Raw genomic sequence first — 22325 nt, forward strand, 5'->3', positions numbered from 1 at the left:
TCGACAGGATCGCTACCGATTCCCCCTGCCATGGCGTCCATACTGCTGCTCAACGGCCCCAATCTGAACCTGCTGGGACAGCGGGAGCCGGAGCGCTACGGCGCGCAGACCCTGGCGGATATCGAGACCGACCTGAGGGCTCGGGCGGAACAGGCCGACACCTCCTTCGACTGCTTCCAGAGCAACCATGAAGGCGACCTGATCGACCGCATCCATGCCGCCCCCGGCGAGGGCGTGCAACGCATCCTGATCAATCCGGGTGGCCTGACCCACACCAGTGTCAGCCTGCGCGATGCCCTGCTGGGTGTTGCCATCCCGTTCTACGAGATCCATATCAGCAACATCCACGCCCGCGAGCCCTTTCGCCAGACCTCGCGTCTGAGCGATGTCGCCGCCGGTCTGGTCAGTGGCTTCGGCGTCATTGGCTACCGGCTGGCGCTCGATGCGGCGCTCGCGGCTATCAAGGAATAAGAGGCTTCCATGGACATTCGCAAGGTCAAGAAACTGATCGACCTGCTCGACGAGAGCGGCATCCACGAGATCGAGATCCACGAAGGCGAGGAGTCGGTCCGCATCACCCGCTCGGCCAGCGGCACCGCCGTCGCCGCACCGGCCCCGGCCCCTCTGCCCGCCGCGGCACCGGCACCAGCCGGCGCACCGCCCGCAGCCGCCCCGGCCGACGCGGCGGACGCGACCCCGGAGATGGACGGTCACCGGGTCACCGCCCCCATGGTCGGCACCTTCTACCGCGCACCCAGCCCGGGCTCGAAGCCGTTCGTCGAGGTCGGGCAGACCGTGGAGGTCGGCGAGACCCTGTGCATCATCGAGGCGATGAAGATGCTCAACCCGATCGAGGCCGACCAGGCGGGGACGGTCCGCGACATCCTGGTCGAGAACGGCAACCCGGTGGAATACGGCCAGCCGCTGTTCATCATCGGCTGAACCCTCCGATTCCCTGCCAACAGGTCCGAGCATGTTTGAAAAGATTCTGATCGCCAACCGCGGCGAGATCGCCCTGCGGGTCCTGCGCGCCTGCCGCGAGATGGGTATCGCCACCGTCGCCGCACACTCCAGCGCCGATCGCGACCTGAAGCATGTCCGCCTGGCGGACGAATCCGTCTGCATCGGGCCCGCGGCCTCCGGCGAGAGCTACCTGAACATCCCCGCGTTGATCGCCGCGGCCGAAGTCACCGACGCCGGCGCGATCCACCCCGGCTACGGCTTCCTGTCGGAGAACGCGGACTTCGCCGAGCGGGTGGAGTCCTCCGGCTTCTCCTTCATCGGTCCGCGCGCCGAGACCATCCGCCTGATGGGCGACAAGGTCTCCGCCAAGCAGGCAATGCTGGAGGCCAACGTGCCCTGCGTACCCGGCTCCGGCGGCGCCCTGGGCGACGACCCGGACACCAACCTGGCCCTGGCGCGCGAGATCGGCTACCCGGTCATCATCAAGGCCGCCGCCGGTGGCGGCGGTCGCGGCATGCGCGTGGTGCATACCGAGGGCGCGCTGCTGAACGCGATCTCGCTGACCCGCAACGAGGCCCAGCAGGGCTTCGGCAACGACACCCTGTACATGGAGAAATACCTGGAACACCCGCGCCACGTGGAGTTCCAGATCCTGGCCGACACCCACGGCAACGCCGTATGCCTGGGCGAGCGCGACTGCTCCATGCAGCGCCGCCACCAGAAGGTAATCGAGGAGGCCCCAGCCCCCGGGATCAGCGACGAACAGCGCCAGACCATGGCGGAACGCCTGATCCGCGCCTGCCAGGACATCGGCTACCGCGGCGCCGGCACCTTTGAGTTCCTGTACGAGAACGGGGCGTTCTACTTCATCGAGATGAATACCCGCCTGCAGGTCGAACACACGGTCACCGAGCAGGTCACCGGCATCGACCTGGTGCGCGAGCAGATCCGCATCGCCGCCGGCGAACCGCTGGGCTACACCCAGGACGATGTGCACATCAGCGGCCATGCGATCGAGTGCCGCATCAATGCCGAAGACCCCGGCACCTTCATGCCCAGCCCCGGGACTATCCAGCAGTACCACGCCCCGGGCGGGCCGGGCATCCGCATGGATACCCACATCTACAACGGGTACGCCGTGCCGCCCTACTACGACTCGATGATCGGCAAGCTGATCGCCCACGGGAACAGCCGCGAGATCGCGCTGGCCCGCATGCGCGGGGCCCTGGGCGAGATCGTGGTAGACGGCATCCAGACCAACGTCGCCCTGCATCACGACCTGATGATCGACGCCAATTTCCAGCGCGGCGAGACCGACATCCACTACCTCGAGAAGAAGCTGAAGGCACAGGCCTGAGCCCTTTCCGCAACCACCAGAGCCTGACGCCATGAGCCTTGCCGAACTCGAATGCCAGATCAGCCCGGAACAGGCCGAGCCGCTGGAAGACACGCTTTTTGAACTCGGCGCGGTCAGCGTCGAGTTGTTCGATGCCGCCGACGAGCCGCTGTTCGAGCCTCCTCTCGGCACCCACCCACTGTGGTCCACTGTGCGCCTGAAGGCGGTATTCCCGGACACCACCCAAGCGGACCTCGCCGCCGCCGCGCTGGAGCGCCAGGCGCAGGCCCCCGAGGCGATCCAGGTCCAGCCCATCGAAGACCAGGACTGGGTGCGCGCCGGCCTCGACGGCCTCGGCGCCATTCACTGCGGCAGTTCGCTGTGGATCGTGCCGTCCTGGGAGGACGAGCCGGCCATCGAGGAGGGCACCTTCGTGCGCCTGGACCCCGGCCTCGCCTTCGGCACCGGCAACCACCCGACGACCGCGATGTGCCTGGCCGCGCTGGCCCAGCAGCCGCCTCGGGATCAGGAGGTGCTGGACTACGGCTGTGGCTCCGGCATCCTCGCCATCGCGGCCCTGAAGCTGGGCGCCCGGCATGCGCTGGGCATCGACATCGACGAGCAGGCGGTGCAGGCCACGCGCAGCAATGCCGATGCCAACGCCATCCCGCCCGAGCGACTGGAAACCGGTCTGACCGACCACCCGGTCCCGACGGCGGAATACGATCTGGTGCTGGCCAACATCCTGGCCAAGCCGCTGATCGACCTGGCCCCGGAGCTCGCGCGGGCCGCGAAACCCGGCGCGCGTATCCTGCTCGCCGGTCTGCTGGAACGCCAGGCGGACGAGGTCATCGCGGCCTATTCCGATGCCTTTGACATTGGCGTCGAGGACTGCCGCGAAGGCTGGGCCCTGCTCGGCGGGCGCCGGCGCTAGGGAAACACTGATCAATGTACACACTCGCGTTGGCACCCCAGGTTTTCCGAGACAAGGCGCGTCGTGCAGCGGGTAGTGGTTCTACCCGCAAGCGGCGCAACGCAGGATCGGGGAACCTGGGGTGCCAACCCCACAAGCCATTGAAAGCAGGGGCTCGGCCGCTTTTGCGCGCGCACAGCGTTGCGGCTCCCTTGTGCAGAATGACTGCACGGCAGTCACCGCGCCTTGTTCGCACGCAAAAGCGACTCGAGCGCGAATGTGTACATTGATCAGTGTTTCCCTAGGAACACGCCAACCCATGGGCATCGTCGCGCCGGTACCGTCCTTCTCGCTCGACCGGACGCAGATACGGCCATCCGGACGCTGACATGCTCGCCCGCTGCCCGCAATGCGGCGTCACCCACGCCCTAGCCCGCGGGTCCAAGATCCGCCAGCGGCGGGTGCATTGCACAAACTGCGGCGCCGAGTTCGATCTGTTCCCGGCCCTCGAGATCGGCGGCGCCGGCGAACGCGTCCTGGGGGAGGGGCTCCTTCCCGCGCAGCCCGCTCGCACCCCCGCGATCGAGAGTGCGCCGGTCATCGCCACCGCCATCGACATCGAACGCCACCCGGGCCCTCTGGACCTGGCCGCCCCCGCCCGACGCCGTGTCTGGCCAGGGGTGTTCGTGGCCGCCGGCCTGAGCGTTCTGCTGGGCGCGCAACTGCTGGCCTTCCCGCCCGTGGCACCGGGTCATAACCATTACCTGGACCAGACTCGCGCCCAGCTGTGCGCCACCCTCCCCTGCCCGGTCTGGAACCCGCTGCGCGCGCCCGAGCGCATCCGGGTATCGACACCGGACTTCTTCGCCAGTATCGATGGCACATTGCACGTCCAGTTCCAGCTGGAAAGCCCGGTGCGGCAGGCCTGGCCCGTCCTCGACATCCATCTGAGCGACCAGCTGGACACGCGCCATGGCGCTCTGCGCCTAACCCCGAACGACTACACCGACACGGACGCCCCGATGCCCCCCCACAAACCCGCCACCCTGCGCCTGAGCCTCACCAGCCCCCATGCCCGCATCACGGGCATCCAGATCCAGCCCCGCTGACCTATGCCCGACACCCCCGACCCGCAACTCGTTCAAGCGGCGCAGGATCGCCTAGCGCGAGATCCGGGGCGCATTGTCAGCCTGGATTTCTGCGGAGCACGCTACGTCATCAAGCGGGTACGCGAGAAGGCGCGCAGCCGTCACCAGCAATGGGCCATCCGGGTACTTTGCCGTACCTTCTTCCCATTCCTGACGGCGCCGGGCAACGCCCCGCCACGCGATGGCTGGTACGAGATGGAGCGCGTTCGGGCACTCCAGACGCTGGGGCAACCGGTTCCACAGGTGGTCGCGCAATTGCCGGACGCGGTGATGTACAGCCATTGCGGCGAAAATGTCGAACACACGCTTCGGGAACAGGACCCGGCGGCCCGCCGCGCCACACTCGAGGCAGTGACACGCAACCTCGCTACTTTTCATCGCGCCGGCTGCTGGCACGGCGGCGCCCAGTTGCGCAACGTACTGTTCGACGGCCAGCACTTCTATCGCGTGGACTTCGAGGAGGACCTTGACCGGGTCCTGTCACTGGAATTGGCCCAGGTCTACGACCTGTTCCAGCACCTGGCGGATGCCACCACCTGGGCCGCGGGAGACGACACCGCCGAGTCTCTGGGGCGCGACCTGCTGGCCCTGTACCAGGCCGAACACTGGAGCCCGCGGCACACCCGGGCCCTGCGCGGCGTGGCCCGGCTTCTGGCCCCGTTCCGCTGGCTGGGGCCGTGGCTGGACAACGCCCGTAGCCGCGACGTCCGACGCAGCGTGGCGATGGCCCGCGTGACCCGAGAGGGCATACGCCGAGGGCCAAGGAAACACTGATCCATCTACACGCTCGCAATAGCCTTGAGGCAGGGAGTGCGGATATCAATCCGTGTTTCCCTGGAACGGGAAATGCGAGCACGCTGACCACCGGCGGCGGGCGCCTCGAGGTGCTAGACTCCCCGGCTTCCCCGATTCAATCGTCAGCCCCAGATGCAGCTCGGAATCCATCACTTCCCGGACCCCGTCGTGTTCCTGGCCCCCATGGCCGGGGTGAGCGATCGCCCGTTCCGGCTGCTGGCCCGCCGCCTGGGCGCCAGCGCGGCGGTATCCGAGATGGTCACCTCCGACACCCGGCTGTGGGCCAGCGACAAGAGCCGCCACCGGCTGGACCACCGTCAGGAGCCGCGCCCGCGCATCGTCCAGCTGCTGGGCAACGAACCCGAGCCGCTGGCCGAGGCGGCGCGGGAGAACGTACGCCGGGGCGCCGACGTGATCGACCTGAACCTGGGCTGCCCCGCGAAGAAGGTCTGCAGCAAGGCCGCGGGATCGGCCCTGCTGGGCGAGCCGGAGCGGGTGCGCGAACTGCTCCAGGCGCTCACGGAGGCCGTCACCGTGCCGGTCACGCTGAAGATGCGCCTGGGCCTGGACCGCGAGCGAATGAACGGCGAAAAGATCGCATCCATTGCCGAGGCCTGCGGCATCGCGATGCTGACCGTGCACGGACGCACCCGGGCCGATGCCTACCGCGGGCAGGCGGACCATGCCGCGATCGCGCGCATCGTCCGGTCGGTCTCCATCCCGGTGCTCGCCAATGGCGACATCACGGACCCGGACACGGCGATGCGGGTACTGGATACCACCGGCGCGGCGGGGGTGATGATCGGACGCGCCGCCCAGGGACAGCCCTGGCTGCCGGGTCAGATCCGCGCCGCGCTGGCCGGCGAAGCGATCCCGCCGGCACCGGCCCTGGCCGCGCGCCTGGCTCTGATCGAGGAACACGTCACCGGCCTGCACACACAGTACGGCGAACCGCAGGGTGTGCGTATCGCGCGCAAGCACCTAGGCTGGTATCTTCTTGGTCTGGGTCTCGACGAGGCCCGCACCCGGGCGGCCCGGGCTGACCTTCTCGCCGCCCCCACGGCCAGCGAACAACTGCGGCGCCTGCGCGCCCACCTGACGGGAATCGCAAGCGAGGCTGCATGAGCGTGAACATGCCACTCGAACAGGACCCGGACGTCCAGGAAGCATCGGTTGCGGCCACACTCCCGTCCGACTGTGTGCTGGCGGACTCGGTCCGGCGAGCGCTGGATCAGTATTTCGAGACCCTGGACGGGCAAAGCAGCCACGACCTTTACGCACTGGTCATGAACGAGGTGGAGCGCCCCCTGCTGGCCAGTGTGCTGGAGCGCTGCGGGGGCAACCAGAGCCGCGCCGCCGCCCTGCTCGGGCTCAACCGCGCCACCCTGCGCAAGAAGCTGCGCGCCCACGGGCTGGTGGAGGCCAACGGGAACGGCAACGGGAACGGCGCCGCGACCTGACGTTCGGTTCTGGTCACAGGAAGCCAGGAAGGCCGGAAGAATGCCTTCGGTTTCCGATACGGACACCATTTACGGCCAACTGGAAAAACCAACGGGTTACTGATGCAGGGCCCGGCCAATGATCGCCCCGAAATGCGCGGCATCACCAGCCAGCCTGCAGCCAATCGCTGCTTTCCCTTCCAATCTTCCCGTCTTCCTGTAGACCGCCCTTCTCGGTGTCCCCTGTGTCCTCAGTGGTTCAATCAGCCCGCCGCTAGTCCTTCCAGGCGAGACGGTTCAGGGCCGTCCGGTGCAATTCCGGAGTGGCCGCGGCCAGGACGTTCGCGGTCTTCAGGTCGAGCTCGCCACCGGAGAGGTTGGTGAACACGCCGCCCGCCTCGCGCACGATCACCGCCAATGCGGCGATGTCCAGGATGTTGACGTCGGACTCGATGATCAGGTCGATGCTGCCACGTGCCAGCAGGTGGTAGTGGTAGAAATCCCCGTAGCCGCGGGTGCGGTTGACCTCGGCCATAATGCCGCCCAGCGCGGTCCAGCCCTCGGGGCTCTGCGCCAGGGACTTGAGGTTGCCGGTGGACAGCGAGGCGCGCCCGAGATCGACGGTCTTCTCGACCGCGATCGGGTTGCCGTTCAGGAAGGCGCCCTGGCCCTTCTCCGCCCAGGCCCGTTCGCCGAACTGGATGCCGTTGGACAGCCCCAGGATCAGCTCGCCCTTGTACATCAGCGCGATCTGGGTGGAGAAGAACGGGTAGCGCCGCACGAAGCTCTTGGTCCCGTCGATCGGGTCGATCAGCCAGACATAGTCGGAGTCCATGTCCGACTGCCCGGTCTCCTCGCCATAGAAGCCATGATCCGGGAAATGCTCGCGGATCACCTGGCGGATCGCCTGTTCGCTCTCCACGTCGGCCCGGGTCACCGGGGTGTCGTCGGGTTTGGTTTCGACGTCGACACCCGCCTCGTAATAGTGGCGGATCACCTTCTCGGCGGCATCAGCGGCGGCCTGGGCGGCCTCCATGAACGCGCTTCGCGACATGTTCGTGTCCCCTCGGCAAAAGCCCGTATCTTAGCATGCGGCATATTCCTCGCTGACCCGGGGCGACCCTGCCGCCTTCGCGGGTTGGTTGTCGCCGCCGGGTCATGCCCCGATAATGCCGCGATTCTTTCGAGGAGCCGGAACATGTCCAAGAAGCTGCCCGACGTCAGCAATATCGAACGCCTGGAGTTGTTTGGCGAGGACTACAACCCCACCGCGACCATCGAGAACGTGGACGGCCAGAGCCTGTCGCTGCAGATCTACTACCAGCTGGCGCTGGATTACGGCGGCATCGGGCCCAAGGCGGCCAACTCGGGCCTGCTGCTGTACGGCAGCCACGCCGATGACGCCCGCGCCAACCCGGGCAAGCACCCGAACATCGACCGGCTGATCGACGTCCTCAACAACGACTACTACCTGTCGGTGAAGGCCGTCCCCAAGCGCGGCAGCCAGGCCGGCTAACAACCGGGCTTAGACCCGGTTGGCGTAAAGCAGTCGCCAGCCCCGGGTCGGATGCCGATGCAGGCGGGTGCGGCTGGCGTAGTCGCACTCTAGCTGGTACAGGCGGTCGTCCGGCACGCCCAGCACCCAGCCGACCAGCGCGCGTATCACCCCCGCATGCACCACCATCAGCACCCGTTCCGACTGCAGCGGCCGCAAGGCCCCATCGAAACCGGCCTCGACCCGGCGGCGAAAGGCCGTTAGCGGCTCCGCACCGGCCGGGCGCGCGTGCACCGGGTCGGCATAGAAGGCGCGGTATTCCTCCGGTCGATCCCTCTGCAGGTCGACCCGCGTACGCCCCTCCCAGTCGCCAAAACCGATCTCGCGCAGGTGCGGCTCCAGGATCAACGGAAGGTCCTGTGTGGAGGCGTAGTGCTCGGCAAACGCGCGGCAGCGCTGCATTGGCGAGCTGACCACATACTGCCACTCCTCCTCGCCCCGGACCGCCCGCTCCATCTGGCTCCAGCCGCGCGCGCTCAGCGGGTCGTCGCAGCCATGGCCGCGGTAACGCTGGCCGCCCTCCGGCTCGCCGTGACGCAGCAGGTCCACAATCATGCGCTCACCTCGTGCAGTTCCTGCCGCAGGCGCGCCCAGTCGAAATGGGGGCCCGGATCCGTCTTGCGTCCCGGGGCGATATCGCTGTGGCCGGCCAGCGCATCCGGCCCGATATCCGGCCAGCGGGCGCGGACCCAGCCAATCATTTGCGCGAGCGCGACGTACTGCGCCGGGGTAAAGGGATCCTCGTCGGTCCCCTCCAGTTCGATCCCGATGGAGAAGTCGTTGCAGCGCTCGCGTCCCTGCCACCGCGACACCCCGGCATGCCAGGCGCGCCGGGAGAACGGCACGAATTGGGTCGCCTGGCCCTCGCGGTCGATCAGCACATGGGCGGAGACCCGCAGGCCGCCGACCTCGGCAAAGTAGGGGTGGGCATCCGGATCCAGACGATTCTGGAACAGCTCGGCGACGTGCCCTCCACCGAACTCGCCCGGCGGCAGGCTGATCGCGTGCACCACGATCAGTTCCGGTTGCTGACCGGGCGGACGCTCATCCTGGTTCGGGCTGTCGAGGCGCTGCGCTGGCGGGTACCAGTCCCGGTCCGGCGTGACGGTTTCGGCGTGCGGGGATTTCACGGCGCCTCCTCGGGCGGTCGGGCCAGGACGGCCGCCAGCCCCTCGCGCAACAGGGGCAGGCGCGGCGGGGCTTCCAGGCGACCGTGATAGGCCCCCGCCTGAAACACGAACAGTGCCGGCAGATGGAAGACCTCGAACTCCCGCACCAGGGCGGTATCGGTCTCGGCATCCACCTCGAACAGCGCCGGCGCATCCCCCGCCGCCTGCCATTCCGCCAGGACCCGCCCCATGACCTTGCAGGCCCCGCAGCCCTGGCGCGTGAACAGGATGACCGCCGGCCCCGGGACATCCATCAGATGCTGATGAAAGTCGAACTGGGTCAATATCGGGAGCGACTCCCGGCCCACGGCGGATGCCGCGGCACGCGGTCCGTTGGTCAATGGATTACCCTCACCGCTGCTGTCTTTATGAATCGGGGATCGTGGGTTAGTTTACGCGCCCCGCTGCGAAGGAATCGACCGCCCCGGTGTCCGAACTGAATCCCCAACAACAGGCCGCCGTGACCACCACGGACCGCCCCCTGCTGGTCCTGGCCGGGGCGGGTTCCGGCAAGACCCGCGTGATCACCGAGAAGATCGCTCACCTGATCGAGCGGCGCGGCCTCGCCGCACGCCAGATCGTAGCAATTACCTTTACCAACAAGGCCGCGCGCGAGATGCGCGAACGTGTCCAGGGGCGACTGTCACGCGAACAGGCCCGGGGCCTGAACGTCTCCACCTTCCACACCTTCGGGCTCAACTTCCTGCGTCGCGAGCTGCAGGCGGCGGGGCTGCGCCCCGGCTTCTCCATCCTCGACCCCGGTGACTGCCGGCAGCTGCTGCGCGAGATTACCTACCGCGACGATACCGGCTCCGAGGTCGACGCCCTGATTGGCCACATCAGTCGCTGGAAGAACGACCTGATGACCCCGGAAGAGGCGCTGCACGAGGCCAGCCAGATGAGCGACGCCCCGGAGGCGATCGCCGCGGCCAACCTCTACCCGCGCTACGAGGACGCCCTGCGCGCCTACAACGCAGTGGACTTCGACGACCTGATCAAGCGCCCGGTGGACTGCCTGCGCGACGCCCCGGAACTGCGCAACCGCTGGCAGGACCGCATCCGCCACCTGCTGGTGGACGAATACCAGGACACCAACTCCGCGCAGTACCAGCTGGTGCGCCTGCTGATCGGCGTCAGCGACGGCCTGACGGTGGTCGGCGACGACGACCAGTCGATCTACGCCTGGCGCGGCGCGCGCCCGGAGAACCTCGCACGCCTGCAGCAGGACTTCCCGCGCCTGGAGGTGATCAAGCTGGAGCAGAACTACCGCTCCACCAACCGTATCCTGCATACCGCGAACGCCTTGATCGGCAACAACCCCCACGTGTTCGAGAAGCGCCTGTGGAGTGCGCTCGGCGAGGGCGAGAAGATCGAGGTGATCGGCTGCTCCGACGCCGATACCGAGGCCGCGCGCGTGGTCTCCGAACTGATGCGCCGGCGCTTCCGCCTGAATGCGACCTGGGGCGACTTCGCCATCCTCTACCGCAGCAACCATCAGTCCAGGCTGTTCGAGAAGCTCCTGCGCGAGCAGGGCATCCCCTATCGCCTGAGCGGCGGCCAGTCGTTCTTCGAGAAGGCCGAGATCAAGGACCTGGTCGCCTACCTGCGCCTGCTCGCCAACCCGGACGACAACACCGCCTTCCTGCGCGTGGTCAACGTGCCGCGCCGCGAGATCGGGCCGGCCACGCTGGAGAAGCTCGGCCACTACGCCAACCAGCGCGGGGCCTCGCTGCTGCAGGCCGCACACGGCGCCGGCCTGTCCGAATACATGGATGCCCGCGCCCAGGCGCGGCTGGAACGCTTCACCGAATGGGTCGACGGCTTCCAGCGCCGCGGCGCGGAGGAGGGCCCGGACGCGCTGCTGCGCGCCCTGGTCGAGGACATCGACTACGAGTCCTGGCTACTGGAGAACAGCCCCAACCCGCGTGCCGCCACCCGGCGCATGGACAACGTGCGCGAATTCATCGACTGGGTCGGGCGCATGGGCGGCGGCAACACTAGCGCCGAATACGGTGACGACGAGGTGGAGGATGATCAGGGCATGGACCTGGCCGACATCGTGAACCGCATCAGCCTGATGGACATCCTCGACCGCAACCGCGATTCCCAGGACGGTAACGAATCCGTGCAGCTCCTGACCCTGCACACCGCCAAGGGCCTGGAGTTTCCGCATGTCTGTCTGGTCGGCTTCGAGGAAGAACTGCTGCCGCACCGGGTCAGCGTCGAGGACGACTCCATCGAGGAGGAGCGGCGGCTCGCCTACGTCGGCCTGACCCGCGCCCAGCAGACCCTGCTGATCACCTACGCCCAGCAACGCAGCCGTTACGGCGAGACCATCGACTGCGAACCCTCGCGCTTCCTCGACGAACTCCCCGAGGAACACCTCGACTGGCCGGACGCCAAACCGCCGGACCCCGAGACCCAGCAACTCACCGCCCGCGCACACCTCGCCGGCCTCAAGGCCATGCTGGAGAAATAGGGGCATCGCCGTCGCCCGCACTGGATTCTTCAATTAAACTGCGATCATGAAGTTCGAGATCGGCGACGAAACTGACAAGCTTCACTGCATGGCTCTGCGGCACGAATTCTTGCGCTGCGACGACGCACTGATATTGTTCAATAAATACAAATCAATCGCCCTCATACATGGACGCAACAGAGCGCTATCCATACGCTGCTATAACGCCTATGCCAGCTTCACCCAAAGTCTCTATGAGTTCTACTATGGCTGCTGCGCGAGAGAACAAAGGGACACCGAGGTCTGCAAAGATAATAGATCAAGGACAGCAATTATTGACTCATACATGAGCCATCATGCTCGTCGCGTTCTTGACTCGCTACAACCGGACATAGAAGTTAGTGCACCGCCACATCATCTTACCGAGGAATCAGAAGCACTCGTCGAGTCTTTCCCGGAGGAACTTCGAAGGGCTCGAAACAAATGCGCAGTACACGCAGACCACAAGCGGGTGAAAAGCATTAGCCTTGCGCAGTTCTACAATAGATACAACCACCTGATGCAGCTATTACACTCTGACGCAAAATCGTGGTGGTCCTCTCAAGAAATCCCATTTCCCGATCTACATGAGATAACCGACTTCATGGTCCTGATCGAAAAGAGGAACACCTAGCTTTCGAATGGATATCAGCGAAGGAGTTTCAGACCGACGCGGGTGATGCGGGGGCCATCCATTTCGCGGATGACCAGGCGCATCGGGCCGAGATCGACGGCGTCGCCGACGACCGGCTCCGCCTGGAGTTCACGGCGCAGATAGGCCTCGAGGGTGTCGCCCTGGCGCTCGGGCGGGACCGGTGCGCCGTAGGCCATGCCCACCGCGCCGAGCTGGGCATCGCCATTGAGCGCGAACTCGCCGAACACGCTGCGTTCGGTGAGGCGCTCCGGCACCTCGTCCTTGGGCACGAACAGGCGGTCGAGGTCCGGCAGGTCCGCCGGCGCGACCATGATGTAGAGGTGGTCGCCGGCGTGCAGGTCCAGCAACTCCAGCGTCTCCAGCAGCTTGCCGTCACGCAGGTGAGCCACCACCCGCGCGGTGCCCGGCAGGCGGAAGTTCGACCACGCCTCGCGCACCACCGGCGTGGTCTCTGCCAGGCGATAGCCCACCAGTTCCATCTCCTGCTGGCCGGGGATATCCAGCTCGGTGCGCTGCACCCGCGCCGTGGTGGGTGGCAGCTCCAGGCCCAGCCAGCGCGCCGAGGGCGCGACGGTCCAGCCCTGCACCAGCAGCGAGATCAGCACCACGAAGAAGACGACATGGAAGAAGTGGCCGGCCAGTTCCAGCCCGGCCAGCAGCGGGAACAGTGCCAAGATGATGGGCACCGCCCCGCGCAGGCCAACCCAGGCGATGAAAACCTGCTCGCGCCAGGGAAAGTGGAACGGGTACAGGCAGATCCAGACCGCCAGCGGGCGCGCGACCAGGATGAGCACGGCCGCCACCAGCCCTGCGTCCAGCGCCACCGGCGGCAGCCCCGAGGGGGTCACCAGCATGCCCAGCATCAGGAACATGCCGATCTGCGCCAGCGAGGCGATGCCGTCGTGGAAGCGCTTGATGTTCTGTGAGGCCTCCAGCGGGCGGTTACCCAGCAGCAGGCCGGCGAGGTACACCGCGAGGAACCCGGAGCCGCCGACCAGGCCGGTAAGCCCGAAGATGGCCAGCGCCCCGGCCATCGCGAACAGCGGATAAAGCCCGGCGGCCATGGGCACCCGGTTGATCAGGGCCAGCAGGGCCAGGCCGCCCCCGACGCCCAGCACCGCACCCAGGCCCATCTGCTGGATGAACTCGACCAGTACCACCAGACCGAACTGCTGATCGGGCATCAGCAGCAGTTCGATCAGCACGATGGTCAGGAAGATCGCCATCGGATCGTTGGAGCCGGACTCGATCTCCAGCGTGGCCCCGACGCGGCTTTTCAGCTCCAGCCCGCGCGAGCGCAGCAGGGAGAACACGGCGGCGGCATCGGTGGAGCCTACGATCGCCCCCAGCAGCAGGCCCTCCAGCCAGGACAGGCCCAGCCACCACACGGCGAACAGCCCGGTCAGGCCGGAGGTCACGAGCACTCCGACGGTGGCCAGCCCCAGCGCCGGCTTCAGCCCGATCCGGAAATTGCGGGCCGGTGTGCGCATCCCGCCGTCGAACAGGATGATCGCCAGGGCGGCCGAGCCGACCAGATACGCAAGGGTGATATTCTCGAAGACCAGACCGCCCGGGCCTTCCGGGCCCAGCAGCATCCCGATCACGAGGAACACCAGCAGCAGGGGCACCCCCAGCCGCGAGGTGATCACGCTCGACAGGATGCTCCCCAGCAACACGATCGCGGCCAGGAAGATGATCTGGTTGGAGAGGTCCATGCGCCAATCATACCGGAACGCCATTGCCCCTCGAGGACGGTCACCCGACCGCAGGATGCGGGCGTTGCTGGCCGCGGCAGCCCTTGGCTTGGCGGCCGCAGGCCCGACCGCCGGCGCGGAAACCGGCGTGGATGCCCTGCACTTCGAGTTCGAGAACGACCTTTTTGCCGGCGAGGACCGCTACTACACCAACGGCGTGCGCATCGGCTGGACCCGCAGCGGGGAAAAGGTCCCCTCGTGGCTGCGAAGCGTGGCCGACTTCCTGCCCTATTTTGTGGAGCGCGAGGAGCGTGGAAGGCTGAAATCCGCCATCCACCTGGGCCAGAACATGTACACGCCGGAGGACATCGAACGCTCGCCCGCGGACCCGGACGACCGCCCCTACGCGGGCTGGCTGTACCTGAACTTCAGCCTGGCCGAGGAGCACGGCGACCGCCTGGACCGCCTGCAGGTCACCCTCGGCACCGTGGGGCCGGCCTCCCTGGCAGATCGCACCCAGAAAGAGGTCCACAGCTGGTCCAGCGCTCCGCAACCCCGGGGCTGGGACGACCAGATTGGCAACGAACCGACCCTGATGGTGGGCTACGAGCGCCAGCTACGGGGCTACACGCGGCATGCCGCGAGCGGCTGGGGCTGGGATCTGACCCCGCACTGGGGCGCAACCGTCGGCAGCCCGTTCACCTTCGCCAACGCCGGGGCGATCATGCGGGCCGGGCGCAACCTCCCGCGCGACTACGGCCCGACACGGATCAACCCCGCCCTGTCCGGGTCGCATACCTTCGAACCGACCAGCAGGGTTGGCGGCTATTTCTTCGCCGGGGTCGACACCCGCCTGATGGCCTACGACCTGTTCCTAGACGGCCCACTGTTCCGCGACGGCCCCTCGGTGGACAAGCACCCGCTGGTTGGCGAACTCACCGCCGGCGCGGTCTTTCATGTGGGCGGCGTGCGGATCGGCTACACCCACGTGTGGCGTTCGCGCGAATTCAGCGGCCAGGCCAAGGGCGCGGCCGAGTTCGGGTCGCTGCATGCCACCTGGCAGTTCTGAAGCCGCCCGCGGGCAGTCTCAGAACACCGCCGCCTCGACATCCGGGTAGGTGGTCGCCACCGAACGGTCGATCTTGTCCTCGAACCCCGGATAGGCCTCGACCAGATCGCCCATCCGCTCGCGCACCAGGGGCACGGTCTCGAAGTCGGCCAGTCCCTGTTCCACGCCTTCCTCAATGGCATCCCACAGCGTGACCAGATAGCGCTGCAGCCGCTCCAGGGTCGCGGCATCCTCGAGACGGCCATGCCCGGGGACGACCACGGCGGGTTCCAGTGCGATCAGCTCGTCCAGAAGATCGATCCACTGCGCGACATCGCCATCCCACACAGAAGGCGCGCGATCACTGTAGACCACATCCCCGGCCAGCAGGACGCGCTGCCGTGGCAGCCAGACACTCAGATCACCCGGCGAATGGGCGCCCCCGGACGGGATGATCTCGACCTCGGTCCCGCCGAGGTCGCGGGTAATGCGCTCATCGACTGCGGTATCGGGCAACCGCAGCGTGGTATCGCCAGTCGCCCCTTCGGTCATCTCGCGGAAGTTCTCGACCCAGCCCTCGCCTTCGTCCTCCATGCGCGCAATCGCCGCCGAGCCGGCCATGATCTCCGCCTCCGCGGCAAAGGCCGCATTGCCCAGCCAGTGGTCGCCATGGCTGTGGCTGTTCACGATCCAGCGCACCGGCTCGTCGGTGACCCCGGCGATCGCTTCGCGCAGGGCCACACCCATCGTCTCGGAGGAGCCGGTGTCGAACACCAGCACCCCGTCACCGGTCACCACGAACGCCATGTTCGCGTTCCAGCCCAGGTTCTCGCGACTGGGGAAATCCCGCGCCGGCGTCATCACCGCATAGACCCCGGGCGCCACCTCCTCCGGGGTCATCGCGTAGTCCCCGGGTGCAGCCGCGGCCGAGGACCCGGCGAGCCCCACCTGCGGCATCACCATCATCGCCAGGACCAGGGGCCAAAGGCTCATTCCCTTCCATCGCTGCATCTCGTCACTCCCCATACCCGGCGACGTGCCGGCGGCCTCGCTCGATAGACTGCGCGGACGTGCCAAAGTGCCGCCCCCGCCCCGCTCCCGTCGTCGACGTGCCACGAGCACGAATGCGTTAGCATCCGAGCATACCCCTGCACGGAGCCCGCTGTGCGCCGAATCTCTCGAACCTTCCTGACCGGCCTGGCCGCCATCCTCCCGGCCGCCATCACGCTGGCCTTGCTGTGGTGGCTGGGGAGCACCGCCGAGGAGGTGCTGGGAGGACTGTTGCAGGCCATCCTGCCCGATCTGCTGTACTTCCCGGGCATGGGGATCCTGGCCGGCATCGGCCTGCTCTTCGGCGTGGGGGTACTGCTCCAGGCCTACGTGGTCCGCTGGCTGTTCGACTGGCTGGAAGGGCTGATGCAGCGCATCCCGGTGGTCAAGACCATCCACGGGACCGTGCGCGACGTCACGCGCCTGGTCTCCGGCGACATCCACGAGCAATTCGGCCAGGCCGTGCTGGTGCAGCTGCCCGGCACCGACTTCAAGCTGGTCGGCTTCGTCACCCGCGAGGATTTCGCGGGTCTTCCGGACAGTCTCGGCGGCCCCGACACAGTCGCGGTCTACATGCCCATGAGTTACCAGATCGGCGGCTACACCCTGATGCTCCCGCGCGAACGCATCGAACCGCTGGAGCTGTCGCTGGAGGACGCGATGCGCTATGCCCTGACCGCCGGCGTCTCCGCGCGCCAGGAAAAGACCTAAGGAGACGCTGATCAATTCGCACGTCCGCGTTGGTGCCCCATTTTTTCCGAGACAAGGCGCGGTGCGCAGTGCCGTAGTCACTCTACGGCCAAGCGGCGCAACGCAGGATCGGGGAAAATGGGGCACCAACCCCGAAGGGGCTCGGCCGATTTGGCCCGCTGACGGCGTTGCGGCTCGCTTATGTAGCTCGGCTACACTTCGCTCGCCGCGCCTTGTCATCGAGAAAAATCGACTCGAGCGCGGACGTGCGAATTAATCAGCGTCTCCTTAAGGGGTAGAATCCGCCGCATGACGGAACACGATTCCAAGCCAAGGATCCTCGTCGGCGTCAGCGGCGGCATCGCCGCCTACAAGACCTGCGAACTGGTGCGCGGGCTGAAGCGCGCCGGCTGCGAGGTGCGCGTGGTGATGACGGCCGGCGCCCGCGCCTTCGTGACCCCGCTGACCTTCCAGGCCCTGTCCGGCGCGCCGGTGCGCACCGAGCTGCTGGACGCCGAGGCGGAATCCGGCATGGATCACATCGCCCTGGCGCGCTGGGCCGACCGCATCGTGGTCGCCCCGGCCAGCGCCAGCCTGATTGCCCGCTACGCCCAGGGCCTGGCGGACGATCTGCTGAGTACGCTGCTACTGGCCACCACCGCGCCGGTCGCGCTGGCGCCGGCGATGAACCATCGCATGTGGACGCACCCGGCCACGCAGGCGAACGTCTCGACCCTGATCGAGCGTGGCGTGGCCCTGATCGGGCCGGACAGCGGCGACCAGGCCTGTGGCGAGCAGGGCGAGGGCCGCATGCGCGAGCCCGCCGCGATCGCGCGGGAGCTGCTGCAACCGGCACACGCCCCGCTGGCCGGGCGCCACGTACTGATCACCGCCGGTCCCACCTTCGAGCCGATCGATCCCGTGCGCTTTATCGGCAACCGCAGCTCCGGGCGCATGGGCTTTGCCCTGGCCGCGGCGGCGCGCGACGCGGGCGCACACGTGACTCTGGTGCATGGCCCGACAGCCGAGGCCGTACCCACGGGCGTCGCGGGCATCGCCACGGAGACGGCCGCCGCCATGCACGCCGTGGTGATGGAACGCCTGCCCGAGGCCGACATCCTGATCGCGGCCGCGGCCGTGGCCGACTACCGCCCGGCCGAGCCGCAGGCACAGAAGATCAAGAAATCCGACCCGGTGATGCACCTGGCGCTGGAGCGCACCCGGGACATCCTGGCTGAGGCGGCAACACAGGCGGCCTCCCTCCCCCGGCGCCCGTTCCTGGTCGGCTTCGCAGCCGAGACCGAGCACCTGCGCGAACATGCCGAGGCCAAGCGCCGCGCCAAGGGACTCGACCTGATCGCCGCCAATCGGGTCGGCGAGGGCCGCGCCTTCGGCACCCCCGACAACGAATTGCTGTGCCTCTGGGAGGGTGGCGAGCGCCAGCTCCCCAGCCAGCCGAAGACCCAGCTGGCCCGGGCGCTGATCGACCTGATCGTCGAGCGCCTGGAACAACGCTGATCGAATGCGAAACGGACAAGGAACCCCGCATGCCCGTCCCCGAGATTGACCTGAAGATCCTGGACCCGCGCATGGGCGCGGACTTCCCGCTGCCCGCCCCGGCCACCGACGGCTCGGCCGGCGTCGACCTGCGTGCGATGATCGAGGCCCCGCTGACGCTGGAGCCGGGCGCCGCCGAACTGATCCCGACCGGGCTCGCGATCCATATCGAGGACCCGGGCTATGCCGGGATGATCCTCCCGCGCTCCGGGCTCGGCCACAAGCACGGCCTGGTGCTGGGCAACCTGGTCGGCCTGATCGACGCCGACTACCAGGGGCCGCTGATGGTCTCCTGCTGGAACCGGGGCGCGAACGCCTACACCCTGGAGGTCGGCGAACGCCTGGCGCAGCTGGTCATCGTCCCGGTCGCCCAACCGAAATTCCGCGTCGTCGAGGACTTCGAGGAGACCACCCGCGGCGCGGGCGGCTTCGGCTCCTCGGGCCGGGGCTGACGGAGGTCACGTCCCGGCCGGGGCCTGCTCGGCAACCGATCGGGAGGGGGTGACAGCCTCTCGCCTGGAGGGCTGCGCCGGGCCGGTATTGGCGCTCCGTCGACGCGGCGGCCCCAGCAGCAGCAACGCCAGGATTACCGCAAGGCTGAGCGCGCCCAGCCCGAGCATCACGTTGCCCAGAAGCTGCTGCTCGCCCAGCAGATAGGCATTGCACAGCCGGTCCGGGGCCTCGCGGTAGAGCCAGCCCATCACGAAGAACATGGCCGTACCCTTGACCCACAGCACGCTGCCCACCAGCAACGGGAGCCGGTGGGCCGTCAGCCCCAGCGGCAGCCCGGCCAGCAGCACGAGCGTCACGATCTTCATCCAGCCCGCCCCGGCCTCGAGCACGGCCGCATCCAGGTTGCGGGGCAGCAGCCAGTAGACCACGACGAACAATGCCAGCAGCAGGCCCAGTACGCCGTACGCATCCAGACGGCCCGCCCGGAGGCGCCAGACCCCTGGCAGCGACCGGGCGATCAGCACACCGGCCAGCACCAGCAACGGGATCTGCACCAGCATATGGCCGATCAGGCTGGCCTCCAGCCAGGGCCGCAGCGGCGGCAGGACCAGGACCGCCAGGAGGGCCGGCCCCGCCCAGACGGCGGACCGCCGCATCACCAGCGTGGCTCCAGGTAGGCCAGCACGTCGTCCACCGCATCGATGTCGTGAATCCCGGCGACGCGCGCATCCGGCTCGACCACGTAGATGGCCCCGTTGTGCACGAAGTCCTCGCCGTCCGGGATCACCACCACCTGGAAGTGGCTCAGCAGGCGATCCAGATCCTCGCGGCTTTGCGGACGCGCGAGGTACCAGGCCTCGGGGTTGGCCGAGAAGCGCTCGCCGTATTCGCGCAGGCGCTCGGCATTATCGTTCTCGAGGTCAAAGGTGATACTGAGCAGGGCCACGCGCTCGCCCAGCACCGCCTCCGGAAGTGCCTCCTGGATCCGGTGGAAGCTCGCGCCCAGCGTCGTGCAGGCGTGGTGACAGCCGGTATAGATGAAGTCCAGCACCACATAGCGATCCCCCAGCTCGGCCAGGTCCAGCTCCCCGCCCCGCGCATCCTCCAGCGTCATCGCAGGGACCGGCGCCGGATTCTCGCGTGCGGCAACACGGCGGGCCTCCTCCGCGGTGAAAGCGCGGAACCCGTCGGTGGCCAGAGCCAGGGTGGTGAACCCACCCAGGCCCAGGGCGATAATCGTCAGCCCGTAGATCGCGTTACGCCACATTGTTCGCCACCCGCTTCAGTCCGACGAAGAACCGCAGCGCCAGGAGCAGCGTTCCAAGGATCACCAGGGCCGCGGCGACCGACCCCAGCTGGGCATAGGCCGCCCATTCCGGCAGGTGTTCGGCGAAGCGCCGCGGCACACTGGACGCACCGCTGTAGAGGAACGCCGCGACCAGGGCCAGGCCGCCACCGGTAAAGGTCCAGAACCCCAGCCGGTCGAAGAAGCCGTCGCCCTCCGTCTGCGCACGGGTGAGCCAGGCCATGAAGCCGAACATCATCGCGACTACACCCAGCAACAGATAGAAGTGGAAGTGCCCCGGCACCCACAGGGTGTTGTGCATCACCGTGTTGACCACGATGGTCGCGTCGATGATGGCCGGGATCACGCCGGCGGCCCAGCCGAACACGCCGAGAAAGGCGAAGCCGGAGGCGATATCCCAGCGGATACCGGAGCGGTACACATTGGTCAGCGCGCCCCACGCCGTCACCAGCAGCACCGGCAGGCCACTGGTGTAGGAGATGACCTGGCCCAGCACATGCAGCGAGGTCGGCTGGGAGAAGTCCATCAGCAGGTGGTGCGGATAGACCAGCAGCACCATCACGGTGGAAGCCGCCCAGCCCGCAAGGAACACGCGCGAGACCTTCCACGGGCGCCCGGTGTAGCGCGGCAGGATCTCGTAGACCGCGATGACCGCCATATAGATGGTGGCGTTGATGAACACGTGGCCGAAGAAATAGATCAGGTTCTTGGCCCACAGCGAGTCGATCTCGAACCCCGGCTGGTACAGGTTGATCAGGCTCATGGTCAGGATCGCCGCCCCGGCCACGATACCGAGGGTGTTCACGATCAGGACCATGGTGCTGGCCACCACCGCGGGCGGCGGCGGATCCCCCGCCCGACCGAACAGCTGCGGCAGGCCCAGCGAGCGGCCCAGCCCGCCGTAGCTCTTGATCAGCGCGCGGGCAATATCGATGTACAGCAGCAGGAAGCCAACCCCGATCGCCAGCAACCCGAGGAAGAACGACGCCGCGGCGGCCTGCGTCCACAGCCCCATCGGGGTCTGCGGCAGCGGGTACAGGAAGGTCCAGGCACCGGCGAAGCCGCCGATGAAGATCCCGCCCAGGATCAGCACTGCCCCCAGCAGGAACAACGCCAGATTGAGCAGGAACACGCCGGTGGACAACTCCACATGACGGCGCAGGAAGTACCACATCACCGCGCTGGATCCGAGGGCCACCGCCCCGACCATGCCGGCCCCGTGGGCCGTCAGCACCTGATAGAAGCCAGCGGCCCCGAGCAGATCCACGCCCGCCTGTTCGAGGCGCATCAGCAGCCCGAAGACCATCATCAGCAGCAGCACGACCACCGTGGTCGCCAGATAGGTCAGCACCGCATTGCGAGGGCCGCGCGGCACGGCCATCTCCATCGTCGTATCACTCATGTCCGTTTACTCCGTGACGGTGAGTTCGGCGACCATCGCGTGATGCGCGACGCCGCAGTATTCAAGGCACAGCACCTGGTAGGTACCGGGCTTTTCGAAGGTGTACTCGAGGGTGTTGGTGTAGCCCGGCATCGCCTGGGTCTGGGTCAACAGGGTCATGTCCTCGTCGTAGATGGCGAAGCCGTGGTTCACGTCCTGGCTGGTCACGCGGAACTGCACCGGCTCGCCGGCGCGGAACTCGTCCTGTGACAGCTCCCAGCGCCACATGTGGCCGGTCACGTTGACCGTCTGCACCCCTTCGGCCTCCGCATCGGCGCCGTAGGGCATCAGGGTCAGGGTGTAGAGAAACACCGGGGTAACCACCGCCAGCAGGATCCAGAAGCTCCAGTCGCGCAGGCGATAGGAACGGGCCGCCAGATCGCCGGCATCGACCGCAGCAGGGCGGGAGAAGGCGACCCATAAAAAAGTGGCGGTTACGGGGACGACCAGCAGGATCGTCAACCACAGCGAGACGGATTGCAGCATCACGGGCTCCCTTTTGTTATACATGTGATGCAGCTTTATACCGATGCGCTTCGCTCGGGTCAAACGATGCATCTTCGATGCAGGTTCAAGGAGAGGGCCGCACGAAGGGCGATCGGCAGTGGTAAACTGC

24 protein-coding genes are annotated in these 22325 nt (G+C 67.4%); 14 read left to right on the forward strand and 10 right to left on the reverse strand.

Annotation, left to right across the window (positions count from 1 at the left end; all coding sequences use genetic code 11):
- Positions 1 to 30 precede the first annotated feature (30 nt).
- From aroQ to D105_RS0112555, 8 genes are all read left to right on the forward strand, one after another.
- On the forward strand, positions 31 to 471 hold the full coding sequence (gene aroQ, locus D105_RS0112520; protein WP_018865466.1) for a type II 3-dehydroquinate dehydratase: 441 nt from the start codon (positions 31 to 33) through the stop codon (positions 469 to 471).
- A gap of 9 nt (positions 472 to 480) precedes the next feature.
- On the forward strand, positions 481 to 942 hold the full coding sequence (accB, locus tag D105_RS0112525; protein WP_018865465.1) for an acetyl-CoA carboxylase biotin carboxyl carrier protein: 462 nt from the start codon (positions 481 to 483) through the stop codon (positions 940 to 942).
- A gap of 31 nt (positions 943 to 973) precedes the next feature.
- Positions 974 to 2320 (forward strand): acetyl-CoA carboxylase biotin carboxylase subunit, encoded by a 1347-nt coding sequence (gene accC, locus D105_RS0112530; protein WP_017942601.1) that lies wholly within the window; start codon positions 974 to 976, stop codon positions 2318 to 2320.
- A 31-nt stretch (positions 2321 to 2351) separates the two neighbouring features.
- Positions 2352 to 3233: a 50S ribosomal protein L11 methyltransferase gene (gene prmA / locus D105_RS0112535; protein WP_018876619.1), complete on the forward strand. Its 882-nt coding sequence runs from the start codon at positions 2352 to 2354 to the stop codon at positions 3231 to 3233.
- A gap of 368 nt (positions 3234 to 3601) precedes the next feature.
- Positions 3602 to 4321: a DUF3426 domain-containing protein gene (locus D105_RS0112540; RefSeq protein ID WP_018878617.1), complete on the forward strand. Its 720-nt coding sequence runs from the start codon at positions 3602 to 3604 to the stop codon at positions 4319 to 4321.
- 3 nt (positions 4322 to 4324) lie between these two features.
- On the forward strand, positions 4325 to 5134 hold the full coding sequence (locus tag D105_RS0112545; RefSeq protein ID WP_017942598.1) for a hypothetical protein: 810 nt from the start codon (positions 4325 to 4327) through the stop codon (positions 5132 to 5134).
- Positions 5135 to 5287: 153 nt separating this feature from the next.
- Positions 5288 to 6280: a tRNA dihydrouridine synthase DusB gene (dusB, locus tag D105_RS0112550; RefSeq protein ID WP_018878618.1), complete on the forward strand. Its 993-nt coding sequence runs from the start codon at positions 5288 to 5290 to the stop codon at positions 6278 to 6280.
- Complete coding sequence (locus tag D105_RS0112555) at positions 6277 to 6615, forward strand: helix-turn-helix domain-containing protein (protein WP_018158446.1); 339 nt, start codon at positions 6277 to 6279, stop codon at positions 6613 to 6615. Before dusB ends, D105_RS0112555 begins: the two co-directional genes overlap by 4 nt.
- 253 nt (positions 6616 to 6868) lie before the next feature.
- Here D105_RS0112555 and D105_RS0112560 read toward each other — a convergent pair whose 3' ends face one another.
- Positions 6869 to 7630, reverse strand: coding sequence for an inositol monophosphatase family protein (locus D105_RS0112560; protein WP_017942595.1), 762 nt, complete (start codon positions 7628 to 7630; stop codon positions 6869 to 6871).
- Between the two features lie 162 nt (positions 7631 to 7792).
- Between D105_RS0112560 and D105_RS0112565 the strand changes: the two genes are divergently transcribed.
- Positions 7793 to 8110 (forward strand): DUF2322 family protein, encoded by a 318-nt coding sequence (locus D105_RS0112565; protein ID WP_017942594.1) that lies wholly within the window; start codon positions 7793 to 7795, stop codon positions 8108 to 8110.
- Between the two features lie 9 nt (positions 8111 to 8119).
- Here the strand turns inward: D105_RS0112565 and D105_RS0112570 are convergent, their stop codons facing one another.
- Genes D105_RS0112570 through D105_RS0112580 form a run of 3 tightly spaced genes read right to left on the reverse strand, consistent with a single transcriptional unit; the run spans position 8120 to position 9602 of the window.
- Positions 8120 to 8704: a histidine phosphatase family protein gene (locus tag D105_RS0112570; RefSeq protein WP_018876623.1), complete on the reverse strand. Its 585-nt coding sequence runs from the start codon at positions 8702 to 8704 to the stop codon at positions 8120 to 8122.
- Positions 8701 to 9279: a 1,6-anhydro-N-acetylmuramyl-L-alanine amidase AmpD gene (ampD, locus tag D105_RS0112575; RefSeq protein WP_018878619.1), complete on the reverse strand. Its 579-nt coding sequence runs from the start codon at positions 9277 to 9279 to the stop codon at positions 8701 to 8703. Before ampD ends, D105_RS0112570 begins: the two co-directional genes overlap by 4 nt.
- On the reverse strand, positions 9276 to 9602 hold the full coding sequence (locus D105_RS0112580; protein WP_018878620.1) for a thioredoxin family protein: 327 nt from the start codon (positions 9600 to 9602) through the stop codon (positions 9276 to 9278). The genes ampD and D105_RS0112580 overlap by 4 nt, the downstream gene beginning before the upstream one ends.
- 143 nt (positions 9603 to 9745) lie before the next feature.
- Between D105_RS0112580 and D105_RS0112585 the strand changes: the two genes are divergently transcribed.
- Positions 9746 to 11797, forward strand: coding sequence for a UvrD-helicase domain-containing protein (locus D105_RS0112585; RefSeq protein ID WP_018878621.1), 2052 nt, complete (start codon positions 9746 to 9748; stop codon positions 11795 to 11797).
- A 666-nt stretch (positions 11798 to 12463) separates the two neighbouring features.
- Here D105_RS0112585 and D105_RS0112590 read toward each other — a convergent pair.
- Positions 12464 to 14185: a potassium/proton antiporter gene (locus D105_RS0112590; RefSeq protein ID WP_026280485.1), complete on the reverse strand. Its 1722-nt coding sequence runs from the start codon at positions 14183 to 14185 to the stop codon at positions 12464 to 12466.
- Between the two features lie 55 nt (positions 14186 to 14240).
- Between D105_RS0112590 and D105_RS0112595 the strand changes: the two genes are divergently transcribed.
- Positions 14241 to 15233 (forward strand): lipid A deacylase LpxR family protein, encoded by a 993-nt coding sequence (locus D105_RS0112595; protein ID WP_051074886.1) that lies wholly within the window; start codon positions 14241 to 14243, stop codon positions 15231 to 15233.
- 18 nt (positions 15234 to 15251) lie between these two features.
- On the opposite strand, the gene D105_RS0112600 is transcribed toward D105_RS0112595, so the two are convergent.
- A complete protein-coding gene (locus D105_RS0112600) occupies positions 15252 to 16205 on the reverse strand; it encodes an MBL fold metallo-hydrolase (RefSeq protein ID WP_018876629.1) in 954 nt (317 codons plus the stop codon).
- 171 nt (positions 16206 to 16376) lie between these two features.
- Between D105_RS0112600 and D105_RS0112605 the strand changes: the two genes are divergently transcribed.
- From D105_RS0112605 to dut, 3 genes are all read left to right on the forward strand, one after another.
- Positions 16377 to 16973: a DUF502 domain-containing protein gene (locus tag D105_RS0112605; RefSeq protein WP_018878624.1), complete on the forward strand. Its 597-nt coding sequence runs from the start codon at positions 16377 to 16379 to the stop codon at positions 16971 to 16973.
- Positions 16974 to 17261: 288 nt separating this feature from the next.
- Positions 17262 to 18470 (forward strand): bifunctional phosphopantothenoylcysteine decarboxylase/phosphopantothenate--cysteine ligase CoaBC, encoded by a 1209-nt coding sequence (gene coaBC / locus D105_RS0112610; RefSeq protein ID WP_018878625.1) that lies wholly within the window; start codon positions 17262 to 17264, stop codon positions 18468 to 18470.
- A 29-nt stretch (positions 18471 to 18499) separates the two neighbouring features.
- Positions 18500 to 18961: a dUTP diphosphatase gene (gene dut / locus D105_RS0112615; RefSeq protein ID WP_018878626.1), complete on the forward strand. Its 462-nt coding sequence runs from the start codon at positions 18500 to 18502 to the stop codon at positions 18959 to 18961.
- 6 nt (positions 18962 to 18967) lie between these two features.
- On the opposite strand, the gene D105_RS0112620 is transcribed toward dut, so the two are convergent.
- The 4 genes from D105_RS0112620 to D105_RS0112635 are packed head-to-tail and all read right to left on the reverse strand — an operon-like array spanning position 18968 to position 22195.
- Positions 18968 to 19618: a hypothetical protein gene (locus D105_RS0112620; protein ID WP_018878627.1), complete on the reverse strand. Its 651-nt coding sequence runs from the start codon at positions 19616 to 19618 to the stop codon at positions 18968 to 18970.
- Positions 19618 to 20229 carry an SCO family protein gene (locus D105_RS0112625; protein ID WP_018878628.1) on the reverse strand — a complete coding sequence of 204 codons (612 nt, stop codon included), beginning with the start codon at positions 20227 to 20229 and terminating at the stop codon, positions 19618 to 19620. Before D105_RS0112625 ends, D105_RS0112620 begins: the two co-directional genes overlap by 1 nt.
- Positions 20219 to 21670, reverse strand: a complete 1452-nt coding sequence (locus D105_RS0112630) for a cbb3-type cytochrome c oxidase subunit I (RefSeq protein ID WP_026280486.1) — start codon at positions 21668 to 21670, stop codon at positions 20219 to 20221. The genes D105_RS0112625 and D105_RS0112630 overlap by 11 nt, the downstream gene beginning before the upstream one ends.
- A 6-nt stretch (positions 21671 to 21676) precedes the next feature.
- A complete protein-coding gene (locus D105_RS0112635; RefSeq protein WP_018878630.1) occupies positions 21677 to 22195 on the reverse strand; it encodes a hypothetical protein in 519 nt (172 codons plus the stop codon).
- Between the last annotated feature and the right edge of the window lie 130 nt (positions 22196 to 22325).

This window comes from Thioalkalivibrio sp. ALE28, assembly GCF_000377425.1.
Lineage (GTDB): Bacteria > Pseudomonadota > Gammaproteobacteria > Ectothiorhodospirales > Ectothiorhodospiraceae > Thioalkalivibrio.

Bases quoted from the DNA above. Each gene is read 5' to 3' on its own strand.
- D105_RS0112625 (WP_018878628.1), bottom strand. From the start codon at position 20,229: ATGTGGCGTAACGCGATCTACGGGCTGACGATTATCGCCCTGGGCCTG.
- dut (WP_018878626.1), top strand. From the start codon at position 18,500: ATGCCCGTCCCCGAGATTGACCTGAAGATCCTGGACCCGCGCATGGGC.
- D105_RS0112570 (WP_018876623.1), bottom strand. From the start codon at position 8,704: ATGATTGTGGACCTGCTGCGTCACGGCGAGCCGGAGGGCGGCCAGCGT.
- D105_RS0112560 (WP_017942595.1), bottom strand. From the start codon at position 7,630: ATGGAGGCCGCCCAGGCCGCCGCTGATGCCGCCGAGAAGGTGATCCGC.
- prmA (WP_018876619.1), top strand. From the start codon at position 2,352: ATGAGCCTTGCCGAACTCGAATGCCAGATCAGCCCGGAACAGGCCGAG.
- coaBC (WP_018878625.1), top strand. From the start codon at position 17,262: ATGACGGAACACGATTCCAAGCCAAGGATCCTCGTCGGCGTCAGCGGC.
- D105_RS0112600 (WP_018876629.1), bottom strand. From the start codon at position 16,205: ATGAGCCTTTGGCCCCTGGTCCTGGCGATGATGGTGATGCCGCAGGTG.
- D105_RS0112555 (WP_018158446.1), top strand. From the start codon at position 6,277: ATGAGCGTGAACATGCCACTCGAACAGGACCCGGACGTCCAGGAAGCA.
- accC (WP_017942601.1), top strand. From the start codon at position 974: ATGTTTGAAAAGATTCTGATCGCCAACCGCGGCGAGATCGCCCTGCGG.
- D105_RS0112565 (WP_017942594.1), top strand. From the start codon at position 7,793: ATGTCCAAGAAGCTGCCCGACGTCAGCAATATCGAACGCCTGGAGTTG.
- D105_RS0112635 (WP_018878630.1), bottom strand. From the start codon at position 22,195: ATGCTGCAATCCGTCTCGCTGTGGTTGACGATCCTGCTGGTCGTCCCC.
- aroQ (WP_018865466.1), top strand. From the start codon at position 31: ATGGCGTCCATACTGCTGCTCAACGGCCCCAATCTGAACCTGCTGGGA.
- D105_RS0112545 (WP_017942598.1), top strand. From the start codon at position 4,325: ATGCCCGACACCCCCGACCCGCAACTCGTTCAAGCGGCGCAGGATCGC.
- accB (WP_018865465.1), top strand. From the start codon at position 481: ATGGACATTCGCAAGGTCAAGAAACTGATCGACCTGCTCGACGAGAGC.
- D105_RS0112540 (WP_018878617.1), top strand. From the start codon at position 3,602: ATGCTCGCCCGCTGCCCGCAATGCGGCGTCACCCACGCCCTAGCCCGC.
- D105_RS0112595 (WP_051074886.1), top strand. From the start codon at position 14,241: ATGCGGGCGTTGCTGGCCGCGGCAGCCCTTGGCTTGGCGGCCGCAGGC.
- D105_RS0112630 (WP_026280486.1), bottom strand. From the start codon at position 21,670: ATGAGTGATACGACGATGGAGATGGCCGTGCCGCGCGGCCCTCGCAAT.
- D105_RS0112590 (WP_026280485.1), bottom strand. From the start codon at position 14,185: ATGGACCTCTCCAACCAGATCATCTTCCTGGCCGCGATCGTGTTGCTG.
- D105_RS0112620 (WP_018878627.1), bottom strand. From the start codon at position 19,618: ATGCGGCGGTCCGCCGTCTGGGCGGGGCCGGCCCTCCTGGCGGTCCTG.
- dusB (WP_018878618.1), top strand. From the start codon at position 5,288: ATGCAGCTCGGAATCCATCACTTCCCGGACCCCGTCGTGTTCCTGGCC.